Raw genomic sequence first — 18,298 nt, forward strand, 5'->3', positions numbered from 1 at the left:
ATCGGTGCACAAGGCCCCGCCTACGATGGAGCGCGTGCAAACCCCCATCGACCGCATCGCCCAGCGCTGGACGCCCGCCCCGGGAATCGTCCGGCGGGCCGCACTCTCCGCCGTCGTGATGACCGTGGTCATCATCGTCACCGGGGGCGCGGTCCGGCTCACCGGATCGGGCCTGGGCTGCGACACCTGGCCCAAGTGCACCGACGACAGCCTCTTCGCCACGCCCGAACAGGGGCTGCACGGGGCCATCGAGTTCGGCAACCGCATGCTGACGTACGTCCTGTCCGCGGCCGTCGGCTGGACGATCATCGCGGCCCGTTCGGCCAAGCCGAGGCGCCGTACGCTCAGCCGGCTCGGCTGGGCGCAGTTCTGGATCGTGGCGAGCAACGCCGTCGTCGGAGGCATCACGGTCTGGACGGGGCTGAACCCCTGGACCGTCGCCGGACACTTCATCCTCGCCAATGCCCTGCTCACCGTCGCCGTGCTGACCTGGCACCGGGCGGGCGAGGGCGACGGCGAACGCCGCCCCCGGGTGCCGCTCCCGGTGCGCAGGCTCTCCTGGGCCATCGTGATCACCGCCGGGCTCGCCATCGTGCTGGGCACGGGGGTCACCGGCGCGGGCAAGCACGCCGGTGACAGCAGCGATGTCCCGCGGATGCCGTGGGACTGGGTCAACGCGGCGCATCTGCACGCCGTCTCCGCATGGGTGATCTGTGCCCTCGCGCTGGCCATGTGGCTGGTGCTGCGGGTGGTGGACGCCCCGGGCGATATCCGGGCCCGCGCCCGCGATCTGCTGGTCGTGCTGCTGCTCCAGGGCGGGATCGGCTACCTCCAGTACTTCACCGGGGTCCCGGAGATCCTCGTCGGGGTGCACATGCTGGGCTCTTCGCTGATGTGGATCGCGGTGGTACGGCTGCTGCTGAGCATGCGCGAGCGGCCCGATGAGCCCTCCGCCGCGATTCCGGCGCAGGCCGACCCGGTGCTGAGCCGGGCCTGACCCGGCCACCGCAGGACGTACGGAAAAACGGGCGGGCCGGCCCACGGTGTATCCGTGGGCCGGCCCGCCCGTTTCCGTATCCGCAGGTCAGCCGTTGGCGGGCCCGCCGATCTGGATGCCCGCCATCCGGGTCCACTCGTACGGTCCCGTCCGCACCCTCGCCGCGAACTCCCCGTCGAAGCTCTCGTGGAGGGTGAGCCCGGCCTTCCCGGCCGCCGCCTCGGCCACCGCATGGGTGGGGGCCACCAGATCCCCCCAGGTGCCGTCGGAGCCGACGAGGACGATCCGGGTGCCCGTCTGCCCGAGGTACGCGAGCTGCCCCTCCGCGCCGCCGTGCTTCTTCGCGAAGGCGCCGATCTCCCGGGCGAGCCTGGCGGCCTTGCGGTCCGCGTGCTTGGTGTCTGCCATGGCCACGATGTTACGTACGGGTAATCGGCACTGACCATGCGTTCGGGGCGTGGCGTGAACCACGTACCGCGATCAGGAGCTACGTACCGCGGCCATCGGCGCAAAGACCCGGGGGCGGGCCCGTGACGGGCCCGCCCCCGGGGCGGTTCGGTGAGGTGCGGCAGCGGTTCAGCGCAGGAACGGGTCCACCGCGACGGCCACGAAGAGCAGCGACACATAGGTGATGGACCAGTGGAACAGCCGCATCTCCTTGAGCTTGGCGCCCGAGAGTCCGGCCTTGGCGCGCGCCTGGAGCGCATGCGCCTCCCAGAGCCACCAGCCGCCCGCCAGCAGGGCCACGGCGGTGTAGAACCAGCCGGTGTAGCCCATCGGGGTGAGCAGCAGGGAGACCGCGACCATCACCCAGCTGTAGAGGACGATCTGGCGCGCCACGACCTGGTTGGAGGCGACGACCGGCAGCATCGGGACGCCGACCCGGGCGTAGTCCTCGCGCACCCGCATGGAGAGCGGCCAGTAGTGCGGCGGGGTCCAGAAGAAGATGACGAGGAAGAGGACGACCGCGGCCCACGACATCGAGTTGGTGACCGCGGACCAGCCGATGAGCACCGGCAGACAGCCCGCGATCCCGCCCCAGACGATGTTCTGCTTGGTGCGCCGCTTCAGGATCATCGTGTAGACGACGACGTAGAAGAGCAGGGCGCCCAGGGAGAGCCAGGCCGACAGCCAGTTGACGAGCAGACCGAACCAGAGCGTGGAGACCACGGCCAGGACGAGGCCGAAGACCAGGCCCTCGCGCGGCGAGACCATGCCGGTGACCAGCGGGCGCTGGGCGGTGCGGTCCATCAGCGCGTCGATGTCGCGGTCGATGTACATGTTCAGTGCATTGGCGCCGCCGGCCGAGAGATAGCCGCCGATGCAGGTGGTCAGGACCAGCCAGAGGTCCGGCACCCCTTGCGCCGCGAGGAACATCACCGGCACGGTGGTGATCAGCAGCAGTTCGATGATCCGCGGCTTCGTCAGCGCCACGAACGCCATGACCCGGGCTCCGAAGGGCCTGCTGCCCGGGTTCGTCCCGGGTCCCCCCGCGGCCCGCTCGGGACGGGCGGTGCCCCCACCCGCTGGACGGGATTCGACGGCCGTCACGCACACCCCTGAGGAAGATTCCAGCAAGTCCCGGGCGCATGACAGCACAGTTGAGGCCCGGTGAGACTTGCGCGTACCACGCCACTGTAGAGGTTGCCCATCTCTCGCTTCGCACGGGGGTGGGTCGTGTTGTCGCGGGTGCGTCGCGAGCCGGACGGGGGCCGTACCCGGACGGCGGGCACCGGGGGCCGCCGCCGGGAGGCGAAGTGCGTCCGGGCGCGGCAGGCTGGCAGAGGACGCCGCCGGCCCGGGGTGTCCAGTGGCCGGATGGCCGAAAACCGCCGGGTGGCGGCGAGGGTAGGCTCGACGACGCCCGGTACATCTGCCGTCACCGGGACCTGACATGTGGAGACATGCGGAGAGGAGCCCTGACCCAGGGTGAGCACCAAGCCGACCACCACAGACCTCACGTGGACCGATCTGGACCAGCGAGCCGTCGACACGGCCCGAGTCCTGGCCATGGATGCCGTACAGAAGGTCGGAAACGGCCACCCCGGTACGGCCATGAGCCTCGCGCCCGCCGCGTACGTCCTGTTCCAGAAGCTGATGCGGCACGACCCGGCCGATGCGGACTGGACCGGCCGCGACCGGTTCGTCCTGTCCGCCGGGCATTCGTCGCTGACCCTCTACATCCAGCTCTACCTGGCCGGGTACGGTCTGGAACTGGACGATCTGAAGGCCTTCAGGACCTGGGGTTCGAAGACCCCGGGCCACCCGGAGTACGGCCACACCACCGGCGTCGAGACCACCACCGGCCCGCTGGGCCAGGGGGTGGCCAATGCGGTGGGCATGGCGATGGCCGCCCGCTACGAGCGCGGCCTGTTCGACCCGGACGCGGCCGTGGGCACGTCCCCGTTCGACCACACCATCTGGGCGATCGCCGGTGACGGCTGTCTCCAGGAGGGCATCTCGGCCGAGGCCTCGTCCCTCGCCGGCCACCAGAAGCTCGGCAATCTGGTGCTCCTCTGGGACGACAACCACATCTCCATCGAGGGCGACACCGAGACCGCGGTCTCCGAGGACACCCTCAAGCGGTACGAGGCCTACGGCTGGCACGTCCAGCGGGTGGCGCCCCAGGAGAACGGCGACCTCGACCCGGCGGCGCTGTACGCGGCGATGCGCGAGGCGCAGGCCGTGACCGACCGGCCGTCGTTCATCGCGGCCCGCTCCATCATCGCCTGGCCCGCGCCGCACGCCCAGAACACCGAGGCCGCGCACGGTTCGGCGCTGGGCGACGAGGAGGTCGCGGCCACCAAGAAGGTCCTCGGCTTCGACCCGGAGCAGAGCTTCGAGGTCACCGACCAGGTCATCGCGCACACCCGCGAGGCGCTGGACCGGGGCCGCGAGGCCCGCGGCGAGTGGGAGAAGACGTTCGCCGCCTGGCGGACGGCCAACCCGGAGCGCGCGGCCGAGTTCGACCGGATCCGCGCCGGTGAGCTGCCCGAGGGCTGGGAGGACGCGCTCCCCGACTTCGAGACCGGGAAGTCCGTCGCCACCCGCGCCGCCTCCGGCAAGATCCTCCAGGCGCTGGGCGCGGTGATCCCGGAGCTGTGGGGCGGTTCGGCCGACCTCGCGGGCTCCAACAACACGACGATCGACAAGACCTCGTCGTTCCTGCCCGAGGGCAACCCGCTGCCGGAGGCCGACCCGTACGGCCGGACGATCCACTTCGGTATCCGCGAGCACGCGATGGCCGCCGAGATGAACGGCATCGCGCTGCACGGCAACACCCGTATCTACGGCGGTACGTTCCTCGTCTTCTCCGACTACATGCGCAACGCGGTCCGGCTGTCCGCGCTGATGCATCTGCCGGTGACGTACGTGTGGACGCACGATTCGATCGGTCTCGGCGAGGACGGCCCGACCCACCAGCCGGTGGAGCACCTGGCGTCGCTGCGCGCGATCCCGGGTCTGAACGTGGTCCGTCCTGCGGACGCCAACGAGACGGTGATCGCCTGGCGCGAGATCCAGCGCCGCTGGACGAAGAAGTTCGGCACGGGGGCCCCGCACGGTCTGGCGCTGACCCGGCAGGGTGTGCCGACGTACCCGCTCAACGAGGACGCGGCGCGTGGCGGTTACGTCCTGGCGGAGGCCGAGGGCGGCGCTCCGGAGGTCGTGCTGATCGGTACGGGTTCCGAGGTCCAGCTGGCCGTCGCGGCCCGGGACGAGCTGCAGGCGGCCGGGGTGCCGACCCGGGTGGTCTCCATGCCGTCGGTGGAGTGGTTCGAGGAGCAGGACCGGGAGTACAAGGACTCGGTGCTGCCGCCGTCGGTGCGGGCGCGGGTGGCCGTCGAGGCGGGCATCGGGCTGACCTGGTACCGCTACGTCGGTGACGCGGGCCGGATCGTGTCGCTGGAGCACTTCGGTGCCTCGGCGGACGGCAAGGTCCTCTTCCGGGAGTTCGGCATCACCGCCGACGCGGTGGTCGCCGCCGCCCGGGAATCTCTTGACGCCGTCCGGCGCTGACGCCAACACACAGTGATTTCAGGAGTTGTTTTTCGATGACGAACGACGCGCTCAAGCGCCTCACCGACGAAGGCGTCGCCATCTGGCTGGACGATCTGTCCCGCAAGCGGATCACCTCGGGGAACCTCTCGGAGCTGATCGACCAGCAGCACGTGGTGGGTGTGACGACCAACCCTTCGATCTTCCAGAAGGCGATCAGCGGGGGTGACGGCTACGAGCAGCAGCTGCGCGAGCTGGCGACCCGCAAGGTGACCGTCGAGGAAGCCATCCGCATGATCACCACGGCGGACGTCCGGGACGCGGCGGACATCCTCCGCCCGGTCTTCGACGCCACCGAGGGCCAGGACGGCCGGGTCTCCATCGAGGTGGACCCGCGGCTGGCCCACCACACGGCGGCGACGGTCGCCGAGGCCAAGCAGCTGGCCTGGCTGGTCGACCGCCCCAACACCCTGATCAAGATTCCGGCCACCCGGGCGGGCCTGCCGGCGATCACCGAGACCATCGGTCTCGGTATCAGCGTCAATGTGACGCTGATCTTCTCGCTGGAGCGCTACCGCGAGGTCATGGACGCCTACCTGGCCGGTCTGGAGAAGGCCAAGGACCGCGGCCTGGACCTGTCGAAGATTCATTCGGTGGCTTCTTTCTTCGTCTCCCGGGTGGACACCGAGATCGACCAGCGGCTGGACGCCCTGGGCACCGACGAGGCGAAGGCGGCCCGCGGCAAGGCCGCCCTGGCCAACGCCCGGCTGGCCTACGAGGCGTACGAGGAGGTCTTCTCCTCCGACCGCTGGACCGCCCTGGACCGGGCGCGGGCCAACAAGCAGCGTCCGCTGTGGGCCTCGACCGGTGTCAAGGACCCGGCCTACAAGGACACGCTGTACGTCGACGAGCTGGTGGCCCCGGGCACGGTGAACACCATGCCGGAGGGGACCCTGGAGGCCACCGCCGACCACGGGTCGATCACCGGTGACACCATCCGCGGCACCTACGACGCCGCGCGCGCCGAACTGGCGGCGGTGGCGGCGCTGGGGATCTCGTACGACGAGGTCGTGCAGCTGCTGGAGGACGAGGGCGTCGAGAAGTTCGAGGCCGCGTGGAACGACCTGCTCAAGTCGACCGAGGCGGCGCTGGCCCGTCTCGCACCGTCGGAGGGCTGACCATCGTGTCCGGTTCAAGCGAGGCCAATCCGCTTCGCGACCCCGCCGACCGGCGGCTCCCGCGGATCGCGGGGCCGTCGGGCCTGGTGATCTTCGGGGTCACGGGCGACCTGTCGCGCAAGAAGCTGATGCCGGCCGTGTACGACCTGGCCAACCGCGGACTGCTGCCGCCGGGGTTCTCCCTCGTCGGCTTCGCCCGCCGCGAATGGCAGGACGAGGACTTCGCGCAGGAGGTCCACGACGCGGTCAAGGAACACGCCAGGACCCCCTTCCGTGAGGAGGTCTGGCAGCAGCTGAACCAGGGCATGCGCTTCGTCCAGGGCGATTTCGACGACGACGACGCCTTCGAGACCCTGAAGAAGACGATCGCCGAGCTGGACCAGGCCCAGGGCACCGGCGGCAACTTCGCCTTCTATCTGTCGGTGCCGCCGAAGTTCTTCCCCAAGGTCGTCCAGCAGCTCAAGAAGCACGGGCTGGCCGACCAGAAGGAGGGCTCCTGGCGCCGGGCGGTCATCGAGAAGCCCTTCGGCCACGATCTGGTGTCCGCCATGGAGCTCAACCAGGTGGTCCACGAGGTCTTCCCGCCGAACGAGGTCTTCCGGATCGACCACTACCTCGGCAAGGAGACCGTCCAGAACATTCTGGCGCTGCGCTTCGCCAACACCCTCTTCGAGCCGATCTGGAACCGGTCCTATGTGGACCATGTCCAGATCACCATGGCCGAGGACATCGGCATCGGCGGCCGCGCCGGGTACTACGACGGCATCGGCGCCGCCCGTGATGTCATCCAGAACCATCTGCTCCAGCTGCTGGCGCTGACCGCGATGGAGGAGCCCGCCTCCTTCGACGCCGATGCGCTGGCCGCGGAGAAGACCAAGGTCCTGGGTGCCGTGAAGCTGCCGAAGGATCTGGGCGCCACCACCGTGCGCGGCCAGTACGCGGCGGGCTGGCAGGGCGGCGAGCGGGCCGTCGGCTATCTCCAGGAGGACGGTATCGACCCGGACTCCAAGACCGACACCTATGCGGCGGTCAAACTGGAGATCGACAACCGCCGCTGGGCCGGGGTGCCGTTCTATCTGCGCACGGGCAAGCGGCTGGGGCGCCGGGTCACCGAGATCGCGGTGGTCTTCCAGCGCGCCCCGCACTCCCCCTTCGACCACACCGCGACCGAGGAGCTGGGGCAGAACGCCCTGGTCATCCGGGTGCAGCCGGACGAGGGCGTAACCCTGCGCTTCGGCTCCAAGGTGCCCGGTACCTCCATGGAGGTACGAGACGTCTCGATGGACTTCGCCTATGGCGAGTCCTTCACGGAGTCCAGCCCGGAGGCGTACGAGCGGCTCATCCTCGATGTGCTGCTCGGCGACTCCAACCTCTTCCCCCGGGTCGAGGAGGTCGAGCTTTCGTGGAAGATCCTCGACCCCATCGAGCAGTACTGGGACAGTCACGGCAAGCCCGCCCAGTACCCCTCCGGGACCTGGGGTCCGGTCGAGGCGGACGAAATGCTCGCACGAGACGGACGGAGCTGGCGCCGGCCATGAAGATCGACCTTACGGACACCACCTCCAGCAAGATCAACAAGGCGTTGGTGCAGGGGCGGCGGGCCATCGGCACGCCCGCCGTCGGCATGGTGCTCACCCTGGTCATCGTCACCGACGAGGAGAACGCCTACGACGCCCTGAAGGCCGCGAACGACGCGTCGCGCGAGCACCCCTCGCGCACGCTCGTGGTCATCAAGCGGGTTTCGCGGACCCCGCGGGACCGGGCGCAGACCCGGCTGGACGCCGAGGTCCGCGTCGGCGCCGACGCGGGCACCGGTGAGACGGTCGTGCTGCGGCTGTACGGCGAGGTCACCGAGCATGCCCAGTCGGTGGTGCTGCCGCTGCTGCTGCCGGACGCTCCGGTGGTCGTGTGGTGGCCGGTGAACGCCCCGCTCGACCCGACGAAGGATCCGCTGGGCGCGCTGGCCCAGCGCCGGGTGACCGACACCTATGCGGCCGAGGACCCCATCGGGGAGCTGAAGGCCCGCTCCGAGGCGTACACCCCGGGTGATACGGATCTGTCGTGGACCCGGATCACGCCCTGGCGGTCCATGCTGGCCGCCGCGCTGGACCAGGTGGCCTGCGAGGTCACCGAGGTCGAGGTGGAGGGCGAGGAGTTCAATCCGAGCGTGGAGCTGCTGGCGATGTGGCTGGCGGACCGGCTGGGGGTGCCCGTGCGGCGCACGCAGTCGCCCGGGCCGGGGCTCACCGCCGTACGGATGGAGACGGACTGCGGTCCGATCGTGCTCGACCGGGCCGACGGTGCCCTGGCGAACCTCTCCATCCAGGGTCAGCCCGACCGTGCGGTCGCGCTGAAGCGGCGGGAGACCGCCGAGCTGATCGCGGAGGAGCTGCGACGGCTGGACCCGGACGACACCTATGCCTCCGCCCTGCGGTACGGGGTGGACCGGCTCGGTGACGGCGGGCCCGGCGGTTCGGCGGACGTCTCCGAGATCGCGGCGGCCTCCCGGGCGGTCGCCGCCGCGCAGGCCGAGACCGAGGCGGAGGGGGCCGCCGCGGCGGCCCCGGCCACTCCCGCGGCCAAGAGCGCCGCCAAGAAGACGGCGGCGAAGAAGGCGGCCGCCAAGTGAGCGGCGCACCGCAGATCGTCGTCCACCGCGACAAGGAGCTGATGGCCCAGGCCGCGGCGGCCCGGCTGATCACCCGGATCGTCGACGCCCAGGCCGCCCGGGGCACCGCCTCCGTGGTGCTCACCGGCGGGCGGAACGGCAACGGTCTGCTGGCCGCGCTCGGGGCCTCTCCGGCCCGGGACGCGGTCGACTGGGGACGGCTGGACCTGTGGTGGGGCGATGAAAGGTTCCTCCCCGAGGGGGACCCGGAGCGCAACGTCTCCCAGGCGCGGCAGGCGCTGCTGGACCATGTGCCGGTCGATCCGGCCCGGGTCCGTCCGATGGCCGCATCCGACGGTCCGTACGGCAGCGACGTCGAGGCGGCGGCCGCCGCCTATGCGGCGCAGCTGGCCGCGGCGGCGGGCCCGGAGGACCACGGTCCGGTGCCGACGTTCGACGTGCTGATGCTGGGTGTCGGCCCCGACACCCATATCGCGTCGCTCTTCCCGGAGCATCCGGCGGTCCGGGAGACGGAGCGTACGGTCGTCGGTGTCCACGGCTCCCCGAAGCCGCCGCCGATCCGGATCTCGCTGACCCTTCCGGCGATCCGGGCGGCGCGTGAGGTGTGGCTGCTGGCGGCGGGCGAGGACAAGGCGAACGCCGCGGCGATCGCCCTGTCGGGCGCGGGCGAGCTCCAGGCCCCGGCCGCGGGGGCCCGGGGCCGGGCCAGAACCCTGTGGCTGCTGGACGCGGCCGCGGCGGCCCAGTTGCCGCGGGAGCTGTATCCCCCGGCCTCCGCGTAGCGCAGTGACGGCTCAGGGCCCGGACACCTTCACGGTGTCCGGGCCCTCGGTCGTGTCACGGCGTGGGAGGTCAGTCGACGGTCAGGCTCGCCTCGTGGAGGGCGATCGCGGCCCGGACCGCTCCCGTGAAGGCCCGGAACTTCGCGTTCGTGGTGTTCGCCCGGCCGGTCCGGGACGAGGGGTCGTCGAAGAGGCTGTTGCGCAGGGCCCCGGAGAGCTCCAGCTGGACACCCTTGTTGCGCAGAGTGCGGTTGCAGGGGTTGTCCGGGTCGGTTCCGCCGAGTGCCGGGACCTGGCTGCCGTCGATGATGCTGATGTTCCAGGGGTCGGGGCCGGCGGTCGCGAGCAGTTCCAGCTGCTGCCGGACCAGCGCCTTGAAGTCCTGGTCGAGCCCGCCGAGCACGACGTCGTAGCCCGGTACCTGGGTGTTGGCGAAGCCGTGGACGCTGACGACGCCCAGGCTGCCCTCGGCCAGGCCCAGGGCGTGCAGATCGTCGCATCCGGTGGAGGTGACGTGGAGTTCGGCGTTGAGGCCGGGCCCCCGCAGCCCCTCGAACAGCCAGTAGTCGTAGCGGGGGTCGCCCGCCGCTCCGGTGGGCGCGAGGTCCTTCGGGTGGTATCCGGCGATACCGAGGGCGACTTCGGAGGTGCCGGTTTCGATACCGCCGCCGTGCAGGGCGAGTACGGCGGTGCCGGGCAGCCGCACCTCGGCGGCGAAGGTCGGATCGCTGCGCTCGTGCCGTCTGAAGCGCCGGCCGTAGTCGGTGCCCTCCGTGTACTGCGGATTGCGGTAGATATGGCTGGTGTAGGTCGGGGCCGGAGGGTTGCCTGCCGTGGCCGCGGGCGCGGCGTGGGCCGTGGTGGGCACGGCGGCCAGTCCGGTGCTTCCGGCGGCGGCCGCCAGGGCGGCGGTCAGGACGGTTCGTCTGCTGCTGGTGGTCATCACAAGATCATGTCCGGGGCCGCGGTGCATATTCGATCACCGCGCTATCACCGGCGGCCGGTGCTCCGGCGCCTCCCCGGCCGCCGCTGCGGGTATCTCCACCAGGAACGGTGTCAGCAGGCCGGGGACCGCCGCATCGGCAAAGGCCAGCCCCTCGGAGGTGTCCGCGTCATGGACGGAGTAGCCCCCGGCCCCGGCGGCCGTGGTCGCGGTCAGTGTGATCAGCCCGGCCCGGCGCTGGGCGAGGGACTCCGTGACGGTCCAGCCGATGATTCCGGTCCGCTGGAGGGCGACCGTACGCCGCGAGGGGGTGCCGGAGCGGGCCAGCAGATAGCGTCCGGCGATCCCGTGACCGAGACTGCGGTACGCGTCGAGGGCGAGCGCCGTGCCGACGGGCAGCGCCACCAGCGCATACCCGGCGGCGACGGGCAGCAGCAGCGGTGTGAGCCAGGGCCCCGCGGCGGCGAGGGCGGCGGCGGGCAGCAGGGCCGCGGCAAGGGCCCAGTACAGCCGCCGGTTCCTCGCCCGGCGCGGATGGCGGGTCAGCGGTGCCCCGGTGGGCGGCCGGGGCTCGCGGAGCACCAGCGCCGCCACCTCGTCCGCGACGGCCCGGGGGACGACCGGGAGCAGCCCCCGGGCGTCCGTGTGCCGGTCGCCGTCGGCTTCGGCGAGCCCGGTGGCGACCGCGTCCACCCGGGCCCCGCCGATGGCCCGGACCCCGATCGGCTCCACCAGTTCGACCCCGCGGAGCCGGGGCTCCGCGACGGAGACGGAGCGGGTGGTGAAGAGCCCGCGCCGGACCCGGAGCACTCCGCCCGGCTCCCTCTCCAGGCGGTAGCCCCACCACATCTCCAGCCAGAGGCCGAGCGCCCCGACCGCGCCGGTCAGCAGGGTCCCGAGGACGAGCAGCGGGACGACGAGGACGAGCGGACGGTCCCGGACGAGGTCGCCGGTCCAGCCGATCAGATCCGCCTGGACACCGAACCAGTCGCTGATCTGGAGCGCGGCACCGGCCGCCGCGCTGCCGATGGCGAAGGTGAGGAAGGACGTCGGGGCGTAGCGGATCCACCGGAGGTCGAACCGGGCCAGGGTGCCCCCGGGCGGAGCGGCGGCCGGACCGGCGGGCCGGCCGAGCAGTTCGGCCCGGAGCCGGTCGCCCTCCGCGCGGGAGACCGGGTTCAGCTCCAGTGAGGATTCCCCGCCGCCGCTCTCGCCGGTCCCTATCCGGACCTTCACCAGACCGAGCAGCCGCAGCAGTGGATGGGCGGTCAGATCGACGCTGCGAATCCGCTCCCGGGCCAGGGAGCGGCGTTTCAGCAGCAGCAGTCCGCTGTGGAGGTCGACCCGCTCGGGGCCGATGCGGTAGCGCGTCCGGCGCAGGCCGACCCAGTCCGCGGCGACGGAGCCCACGACCAGCAGCACCCCCGCGGTGATCAGCAGGGTCAGCCCGATTCCCCGGCGGGGGCCGTTGCCGAACCAGGCGCCGGAGGAGAGCCCGAGCAGCACGGGCAGACAGATGCCCCCGGCGACCCCGCTCATGACGGCCCCGGTGGCCAGGAGCGACCGCGGGTCGAGCCGCCGCCACTCCCCGGGCGGGCCCGCGACGGCTTCCGGGCCGGCGCTCGTCGCGCCTCCGGCCACCGCCGGGACCGGCCGGTCGGCCGGTGCGGTCCGGCCGGTCTCCCCCGTGGCCATGGGATCAGCGTCCCCGCAGGTCCCGGTAGGCGGCCGTGAGCGCCGCCGTGGAGCTGTCGAGCTCCTCGCCTCCGGTGCCGTCGGTCAGCACCGGTTCGATCCGCCTGGCCAGGACCTTGCCCAGTTCGACGCCCCACTGGTCGAAGGAGTCGATGTTCCAGACGGCGCCCTGGACGAACACCTTGTGCTCGTAGAGGGCGATCAGCTGGCCGAGCACCGACGGGGTCAGCTCGTCGGCGAGGATCGTCGTCGTCGGGTGGTCGCCGCGGAAGGTCTTGTGCGGCACGAGCTCCTCGGGGACCCCTTCGGCCCGTACCTCGTCGGCGGTCTTCCCGAAGGCCAGGGCCTGGGTCTGGGCGAAGAAGTTGGCCATCAGCAGATCGTGCTGGGCGACCTGGGCGGGCGGCAGACCGGGCACGGGCCGGGCGAAGCCGATGAAGTCCGCGGGGATGGTCTTGGTGCCCTGGTGGATCAGCTGGTAGTACGCGTGCTGGCCGTTGGTGCCCGGGGTGCCCCAGACGACGGGCCCGGTCTGCCAGTGCACCGGCCGGCCGTCCCGGTCGACGGACTTGCCGTTCGACTCCATGTCCAGTTGCTGGAGGTAGGCGGTGAACCTGCTCAGATAGTGGGAGTAGGGCAGCACGGCATGCGACTGGGCGTCGAAGAACGCGCCGTACCAGATGCCGAGCAGTCCGAGCAGCAGCGGGGCGTTGGCCTCCGGCGGGGCGGTGCGGAAGTGCTCGTCGACGAGGTGGAAGCCGTCGAGCATCTCCCGGAAGCGCTCCGGGCCGATCGCGATCATCAGGGAGAGCCCGATGGCGGAGTCGTAGGAGTACCGGCCGCCGACCCAGTCCCAGAATTCGAACATGTTCACCGGGTCGATACCGAAGTCGGTGACCTTCTCGGCATTGGTGGAGAGGGCCACGAAATGCCGGGCGACAGCCTCCTGACCGGCGTTCAGACCGTCGAGCAGCCACTGGCGGGCGGACGTGGCATTGGTGATGGTCTCGATGGTGGTGAAGGTCTTGGAGGCGACGACGAAGAGCGTCTCGGCCGGGTCGAGGTCGCGGACGGCCTCGTGGAGGTCGGCCCCGTCGACGTTGGAGACGAAACGGAGGGTCAGTTCGCGGGAGGTGTAGGCGCGGAGCGCCTCGTACGCCATGGCGGGGCCGAGATCGGAGCCGCCGATGCCGATGTTCACCACGTTTCTGATGGGGCGTCCGGTGTGGCCGGTCCACTCGCCCGAGCGGATCCGCCCGGAGAAACCGGCCATCCTGTCGAGCACCGCGTGGACACCCGGCACCACGTTCTCGCCGTCGACCTCGATCACCGCGTCCCGGGGGGCCCGCAGCGCGGTGTGGAGGACGGCCCGGCCCTCGGTGGTGTTGATCTTCTCGCCTCGGAACATGGCGTCCCGCAGTCCGGCGACGTCGGTGGCCGCTGCCAGCTGCCGCAGCAGGGCGAGGGTCTCGTCGGTGACCAGGTGCTTGGAGTAGTCGAGATGGAGGTCGCCGACGCGCAGGGTGAGGCGGCGGCCGCGCTCCGGGTCCGCCGCGAACAGCTCGCGCAGTCCGGTGCCGCCCACCTGCTCGCGGTGCTTGCCGAGCGCGGTCCACTCGGGTGTCTGGTCGAGCCGGGTTCGGCCTGTCTCGTTCACTCGGACATCAGCTCACTTCGTCTTGTACCTGCCTGGTGCCCCACCGCGCCCAACCTAGTTGATCAGCCGGGGCGCGAGGCGTCGACGGCCGCACCGGACCCCCGGTCCGGTGACGTTCCGTGTTCGCCTAGGCCCTGTCCGGGCGATCTTGTCGGGCCCACGACGACAGCTACGGCACCTCGCTGCGTTGTCGGAGTCATCCGAGTACGCCCAGTACGAGGATGATCCTCCGCCTTGCGATGCACCGCATCTGACGCCGCGGGCTGATCCTCGAAGACCGCCCGGACAGGACCTGAACAGAACCGTAGGCGACGGCACTGACATCGGGGCATCGTGATCAACCCCGGAAGCCCGAGAAAAAATCCGGCCGGATCACCTTTTCGGTGATCCGGCCGGATCGAATGTCTAGATTTCGCCGCGGAGTTTGGCAAGGGCCTCGGCGAGGATCGCCTCGCCGTCCGCGTCGCTGCGCCGCTCCCGTACATACGCCAGATGCGTCTTGTAGGGCTCGGTGCGCGGCGGGTCCGGCGGATTGTCCTGGTCCTGACCGGCCGGGAACCCACAGCGCGGGCAGTCCCAGGTGTCGGGGACCTGCGCGTCGCTGGCGAAGCTCGGCTGCGTCTCGTGCCCGTTGGAGCACCAGAAGGAGATGCGCAGACGTGGCGCGGACTCGCCGCGCTCGGCCTCGCCCATCGGCCCCGCCCCGACCCGGCTCCCCCGGATCGCGTTGCCACTTGCCACGGTGTAACTCCCTGCGTGATGGTGCTGCACAGCGTCTCACAGCGGCTGCGCCGCGGTGCCCCAGTCTACGTAAGGCCCAACGCCCGTCCAGTCGTTGGAGTTACACCCTCGCCCCCACCGGCCTCCCGGAAGAGTGGCTCGGGTGTCAGTTGTCCATCTTCATCAGCAGGCCGAGCACCATGATGCAGGCGAACCAGAGCAGCCCGACCACCACGGTGATGCGGTCGAGGTTGCGCTCGGCGACCGAGGAGCCGCCGACGGAGGACTGCATGCCGCCGCCGAACATGTCGGAGAGACCGCCGCCCTTCCCCTTGTGCATCAGCACGAGCAGCATCAGCAGCAGGCTGAAGACGATCAGGGCGATCGAGAACCCCATAACCACGGCTTGGCCCTACTTCCTGGCAATTCTCTGGATGGTCTGGTGACTGCGGGGACCCCGGACAAGGCCCGGGGTCCCCGCAAGGGTACGACGGATCGGCGCTAGCGCATACTCACTGGTCGCGGAAGCGGACGATCTTGACGAACTCCTCGGTGTCGAGGGCGGCACCGCCCACCAGGGCGCCGTCGACATCGGGCTGGGCCATGATCGCGGCCACGTTCCCGGACTTCACGGAGCCGCCGTACTGGATGCGGACCTTGTCGGCCAGCTCCTGGGAGTACAGCTCGGCGAGCCGGCCGCGGATCGCCCCGCAGACCTCCTGGGCGTCCTCGGGCGTGGCGACCTCGCCGGTGCCGATGGCCCAGACGGGCTCGTACGCGATGACGATCGACTCGGCCTGCTCGGCGGGCACGTCCTTCAGACCGCCGTCGAGCTGCGCCAGGGTGTACGGGACCTGCTCGCCGGCCTTGCGGACGTCGAGGCCCTCGCCGACGCAGAGGATCGGCGTGATGCCGTTCCGGAAGGCGGCCTTCACCTTGGCGTTGCAGAGCTCGTCCGACTCACCGTGGTACTGGCGTCGCTCGGAGTGGCCCACGGCGACGTACGTGCACTTCAGCTTGGCCAGCATCGGGCCGGAGATCTCGCCGGTGTAGGCACCGGAGTCCTCGGCCGAGATGTCCTGGGCGCCGTAGACGATCTTGAGCTTGTCGCCGTCGACCAGGGTCTGGACGGACCGGAGGTCGGTGAAGGGCGGCAGGACCGCGACCTCCACGGCGTCGTAGTCCTTGTCGGCCAGGGCGAACGCGAGCTTCTGGACGTGTGCGATGGCCTCCAGGTGGTTGAGGTTCATCTTCCAGTTGCCCGCCATCAGCGGGGTACGGGTGGTCATAGCGGTGATCAGTCCTCCAGTGCGGCGAGGCCGGGAAGCGTCTTGCCTTCGAGGTATTCGAGGCTGGCGCCGCCGCCGGTCGAAATATGGCCGAAGGCGTTCTCGTCGAAGCCCAGGGTCCGGACGGCGGCGGCGGAGTCACCGCCGCCGACCACCGAGAAGGCCGGGGAGTCGACGAGGGCCCGGGCCACGGCCCGGGTGCCCTCGGCGTAGTCGGGGTGTTCGAAGACGCCCATCGGCCCGTTCCAGAAGACGGTGGCCGCGTCGGCGAGCTTCTCTGCGTACAGCTTGCGGGTCTCGGGACCGATGTCCAGACCCTCCTGGTCGGCCGGGATGGCGTCCGCGGCGACGGTGGTGGGGTTCGCCGGGGCCTTGGTCTTCAGGTCCGGGAACTCGGGGGCGACCAGCACGTCCACGGGGAGGACGAACTCCACGCCCTGCGCCTCGGCGCGCTTCAGATACTCCTGGACGACCGGGACCTGGTCCTCCTGGAGCAGCGAGATACCGACCTCGTGGCCCTGGGCCTTGAGGAAGGTGTAGGCCATACCGCCGCCGATCAGGATGCGGTCGGCCTTGCCCAGCAGGTTGTCGATCACGCCGAGCTTGTCGGAGACCTTGGCACCGCCCAGGACCACGGCGTAGGGCCGCGCGACGTCCTCGGTGAGCTTCTTGAGGACACCGACCTCGGTGGCGATCAGATCGCCCGCGGCGTGCGGGAGCCTGGCGGGCAGATCGAAGACGGAGGCGTGCTTGCGGTGCACGGCGCCGAAGCCGTCGCCCACGTAGACGTCGGCGAGGGCGGCCAGCTCGTCCGCGAAGGCACCGCGCTCGGCATCGTCCTTGCTGGTCTCGCCGGGGTTGAAGCGGAGGTTCTCCAGCACCGCCACCTCGCCGTCGGCGAGCGCGGCGGTCACGGACTTCGCCGCGTCTCCGACCGTGTCGGCGGCGAAGGCGACCGGGCGGCCGAGGACATCGCCGAGCCGCTCAGCAGCCGGGGCCAGCGAGAACGCCGGATCGGGGGCGCCCTTGGGGCGTCCCAGATGCGAGGCGACGATCACCCGGGCACCGGCTTCGGCCAGCCTGGCGATGGTGGGGGCGACGGCCCGGATCCGGCCGTCGTCGGTGATGGTGGTGCCGTCGAGGGGCACATTGAGGTCGGCGCGGACGAAAACCCGCTTGCCGCTGACGCCGTCGGCCAACAGGTCGTCGATCGTCTTCATGGACGGTCTCCTCGGAAGGGCAGGACGTGCGACAGGGCCCGGGCGGCGCTGCGCTGCGCCGTCCGAGCCCTCTCGCTCACATCGTGGTGCTCTGATTGCTGTTCTGTGCTGGGCTGTGCGGTGCCGAGCCGGGTGGAGCTGTCAGAGCCGTCGGAGCCAACTGAGTGCTCAGAGCTGGTTGCCGACGAAGACCGTCAGGTCGACGAGGCGGTTGGAGTAGCCCCACTCGTTGTCGTACCAGCCGAGGATCTTGACCGAGTTGCCCTCCTGGACCATCGTCAGCGACGAGTCGAAGGTGCAGGACGCCGGGTCGCTGACGATGTCCGAGGAGACGATCTGGTCCTCGGTGTACGTCAGGATGCCCTGGAGCTCGCCCTCGGCGGCCTTCTTGAACGCGGCGTTGACCTCGTCCTTGGTGACCTCGCGGGACAGCTCGACGACCAGGTCGGTGGCGGAGCCGGTGGGGACCGGCACGCGCATGGCGATACCGTCCAGCTTGCCCTTGAGCTGCGGGAGGACCAGCGCGGTGGCCTTGGCGGCACCCGTGGTGGTCGGGATGATGTTCTCCGCGGCGGCGCGGGCGCGGCGCAGGTCCTTGTGCGGGAAGTCCAGGATCCGCTGGTCGTTGGTGTAGGCGTGGACCGTGGTCATCAGACCGCGGACGATGCCGAAGTTCTCGTCGAGCACCTTGGCCATCGGCGCCACACAGTTGGTGGTGCAGGACGCGTTCGAGATGATGTTGTGCTGCGCAGGGTCGTACTTGTCCTGGTTGACACCCATGACGACGGTGATGTCCTCGTCGCTGGCCGGAGCCGAGATGAGGACCTTCTTCGCGCCGCCCGCGAGGTGCTTCTCGGCATCCGCCTTCTTGGTGAAGATGCCGGTCGACTCGATGACGATGTCGACGCCCAGCTCGCCCCAGGGGATGTCCGCGGGGTTGCGCTCGGAGAGAACCTTGATGGTGTGGCCGCCGACGGTGATGGTGTCGGCGGTGTGCGACACCTCGGCCTTGAGGCGGCCCAGGATGGTGTCGTACTTCAGCAGGTGGGCGGTGGTCGCGGTGTCACCCAGGTCGTTGACAGCCACGATCTCGATGTCTGCACCCTGCTCCAGCAGCGCGCGGAAGTAATTACGACCGATGCGGCCAAAGCCGTTGATGCCTACGCGGATCGTCACGAACCGATCTCCTCGT

16 protein-coding genes are annotated in these 18,298 nt (G+C 70.6%); 6 read left to right on the plus strand and 10 right to left on the minus strand.

All coding sequences use genetic code 11. The annotated features are described in order from the left end of the window. The first annotated feature begins 25 nt into the window (after positions 1-25). Complete coding sequence (locus tag B7R87_RS06140) at positions 26-997, plus strand: COX15/CtaA family protein (RefSeq protein WP_187144577.1); 972 nt, start codon at positions 26-28, stop codon at positions 995-997. An 87-nt stretch (positions 998-1,084) separates the two neighbouring features. Here B7R87_RS06140 and B7R87_RS06145 read toward each other — a convergent pair whose 3' ends face one another. Together B7R87_RS06145 and B7R87_RS06150 are read right to left on the minus strand one after the other, a co-directional pair. Then, positions 1,085-1,405 carry a hypothetical protein gene (locus B7R87_RS06145; RefSeq protein WP_006349946.1) on the minus strand — a complete coding sequence of 107 codons (321 nt, stop codon included), beginning with the start codon at positions 1,403-1,405 and terminating at the stop codon, positions 1,085-1,087. A gap of 168 nt (positions 1,406-1,573) precedes the next feature. Beyond that, on the minus strand, positions 1,574-2,554 hold the full coding sequence (locus B7R87_RS06150; protein WP_161269886.1) for a heme o synthase: 981 nt from the start codon (positions 2,552-2,554) through the stop codon (positions 1,574-1,576). Positions 2,555-2,926: 372 nt separating this feature from the next. Here B7R87_RS06150 and tkt point away from each other — a divergent pair, with 372 nt between their 5' ends. The 5 genes from tkt to pgl are packed head-to-tail and all read left to right on the plus strand — an operon-like array spanning position 2,927 to position 9,582. After that, entirely contained in the window at positions 2,927-5,014 is a 2,088-nt protein-coding gene (gene tkt / locus B7R87_RS06155; protein ID WP_006349944.1) for a transketolase, read from the plus strand. 35 nt (positions 5,015-5,049) lie between these two features. Next, complete coding sequence (gene tal, locus B7R87_RS06160; RefSeq protein ID WP_006349943.1) at positions 5,050-6,171, plus strand: transaldolase; 1,122 nt, start codon at positions 5,050-5,052, stop codon at positions 6,169-6,171. Between the two features lie 5 nt (positions 6,172-6,176). Then, positions 6,177-7,709 carry a glucose-6-phosphate dehydrogenase gene (gene zwf / locus B7R87_RS06165; protein ID WP_006349942.1) on the plus strand — a complete coding sequence of 511 codons (1,533 nt, stop codon included), beginning with the start codon at positions 6,177-6,179 and terminating at the stop codon, positions 7,707-7,709. Then, the gene (gene opcA, locus B7R87_RS06170) at positions 7,706-8,800 is read left to right on the plus strand and encodes a glucose-6-phosphate dehydrogenase assembly protein OpcA (protein WP_006349941.1); all 1,095 of its coding nucleotides are present in this window, start codon (positions 7,706-7,708) and stop codon (positions 8,798-8,800) included. Before zwf ends, opcA begins: the two co-directional genes overlap by 4 nt. Then, positions 8,797-9,582, plus strand: a complete 786-nt coding sequence (gene pgl, locus B7R87_RS06175; protein ID WP_006349940.1) for a 6-phosphogluconolactonase — start codon at positions 8,797-8,799, stop codon at positions 9,580-9,582. The genes opcA and pgl overlap by 4 nt, the downstream gene beginning before the upstream one ends. Positions 9,583-9,652: 70 nt before the next feature. Here pgl and B7R87_RS06180 read toward each other — a convergent pair whose 3' ends face one another. The 8 genes from B7R87_RS06180 to gap form a co-directional block, all read right to left on the minus strand. Then, positions 9,653-10,525 (minus strand): poly-gamma-glutamate hydrolase family protein, encoded by an 873-nt coding sequence (locus tag B7R87_RS06180; RefSeq protein WP_006349939.1) that lies wholly within the window; start codon positions 10,523-10,525, stop codon positions 9,653-9,655. Between the two features lie 36 nt (positions 10,526-10,561). Further along, positions 10,562-12,220, minus strand: coding sequence for a PH domain-containing protein (locus tag B7R87_RS06185; RefSeq protein WP_187144576.1), 1,659 nt, complete (start codon positions 12,218-12,220; stop codon positions 10,562-10,564). A gap of 4 nt (positions 12,221-12,224) precedes the next feature. Next, complete coding sequence (gene pgi, locus B7R87_RS06190) at positions 12,225-13,877, minus strand: glucose-6-phosphate isomerase (RefSeq protein WP_006349937.1); 1,653 nt, start codon at positions 13,875-13,877, stop codon at positions 12,225-12,227. 405 nt (positions 13,878-14,282) lie between these two features. Then, on the minus strand, positions 14,283-14,570 hold the full coding sequence (locus B7R87_RS06195) for an RNA polymerase-binding protein RbpA (RefSeq protein ID WP_019984039.1): 288 nt from the start codon (positions 14,568-14,570) through the stop codon (positions 14,283-14,285). A 193-nt stretch (positions 14,571-14,763) separates the two neighbouring features. Beyond that, positions 14,764-14,994, minus strand: coding sequence for a preprotein translocase subunit SecG (gene secG, locus B7R87_RS06200; protein ID WP_040916633.1), 231 nt, complete (start codon positions 14,992-14,994; stop codon positions 14,764-14,766). 115 nt (positions 14,995-15,109) lie between these two features. After that, on the minus strand, positions 15,110-15,886 hold the full coding sequence (gene tpiA, locus B7R87_RS06205; protein WP_006349934.1) for a triose-phosphate isomerase: 777 nt from the start codon (positions 15,884-15,886) through the stop codon (positions 15,110-15,112). 8 nt (positions 15,887-15,894) lie between these two features. Next, positions 15,895-17,106, minus strand: coding sequence for a phosphoglycerate kinase (locus B7R87_RS06210; protein ID WP_006349933.1), 1,212 nt, complete (start codon positions 17,104-17,106; stop codon positions 15,895-15,897). Between the two features lie 168 nt (positions 17,107-17,274). After that, the gene (gene gap / locus B7R87_RS06215; RefSeq protein ID WP_006349932.1) at positions 17,275-18,282 is read right to left on the minus strand and encodes a type I glyceraldehyde-3-phosphate dehydrogenase; all 1,008 of its coding nucleotides are present in this window, start codon (positions 18,280-18,282) and stop codon (positions 17,275-17,277) included. Between the last annotated feature and the right edge of the window lie 16 nt (positions 18,283-18,298).

This window comes from Streptomyces tsukubensis, from assembly GCF_003932715.1.
Classification (GTDB): Bacteria; Actinomycetota; Actinomycetes; order Streptomycetales; family Streptomycetaceae; genus Streptomyces; species Streptomyces tsukubensis.

Excerpts from the sequence above, each read along its gene's own strand:
- B7R87_RS06140 (WP_187144577.1), top strand. The coding sequence starts at position 26 with ATGGAGCGCGTGCAAACCCCCATCGACCGCATCGCCCAGCGCTGGACG.
- B7R87_RS06145 (WP_006349946.1), bottom strand. The coding sequence starts at position 1,405 with ATGGCAGACACCAAGCACGCGGACCGCAAGGCCGCCAGGCTCGCCCGG.
- tal (WP_006349943.1), top strand. The coding sequence starts at position 5,050 with ATGACGAACGACGCGCTCAAGCGCCTCACCGACGAAGGCGTCGCCATC.
- opcA (WP_006349941.1), top strand. The coding sequence starts at position 7,706 with ATGAAGATCGACCTTACGGACACCACCTCCAGCAAGATCAACAAGGCG.
- B7R87_RS06180 (WP_006349939.1), bottom strand. The coding sequence starts at position 10,525 with ATGACCACCAGCAGCAGACGAACCGTCCTGACCGCCGCCCTGGCGGCC.
- B7R87_RS06185 (WP_187144576.1), bottom strand. The coding sequence starts at position 12,220 with ATGGCCACGGGGGAGACCGGCCGGACCGCACCGGCCGACCGGCCGGTC.
- B7R87_RS06195 (WP_019984039.1), bottom strand. The coding sequence starts at position 14,570 with ATGGGCGAGGCCGAGCGCGGCGAGTCCGCGCCACGTCTGCGCATCTCC.
- secG (WP_040916633.1), bottom strand. The coding sequence starts at position 14,994 with ATGGGGTTCTCGATCGCCCTGATCGTCTTCAGCCTGCTGCTGATGCTG.
- tpiA (WP_006349934.1), bottom strand. The coding sequence starts at position 15,886 with ATGACCACCCGTACCCCGCTGATGGCGGGCAACTGGAAGATGAACCTC.
- B7R87_RS06210 (WP_006349933.1), bottom strand. The coding sequence starts at position 17,106 with ATGAAGACGATCGACGACCTGTTGGCCGACGGCGTCAGCGGCAAGCGG.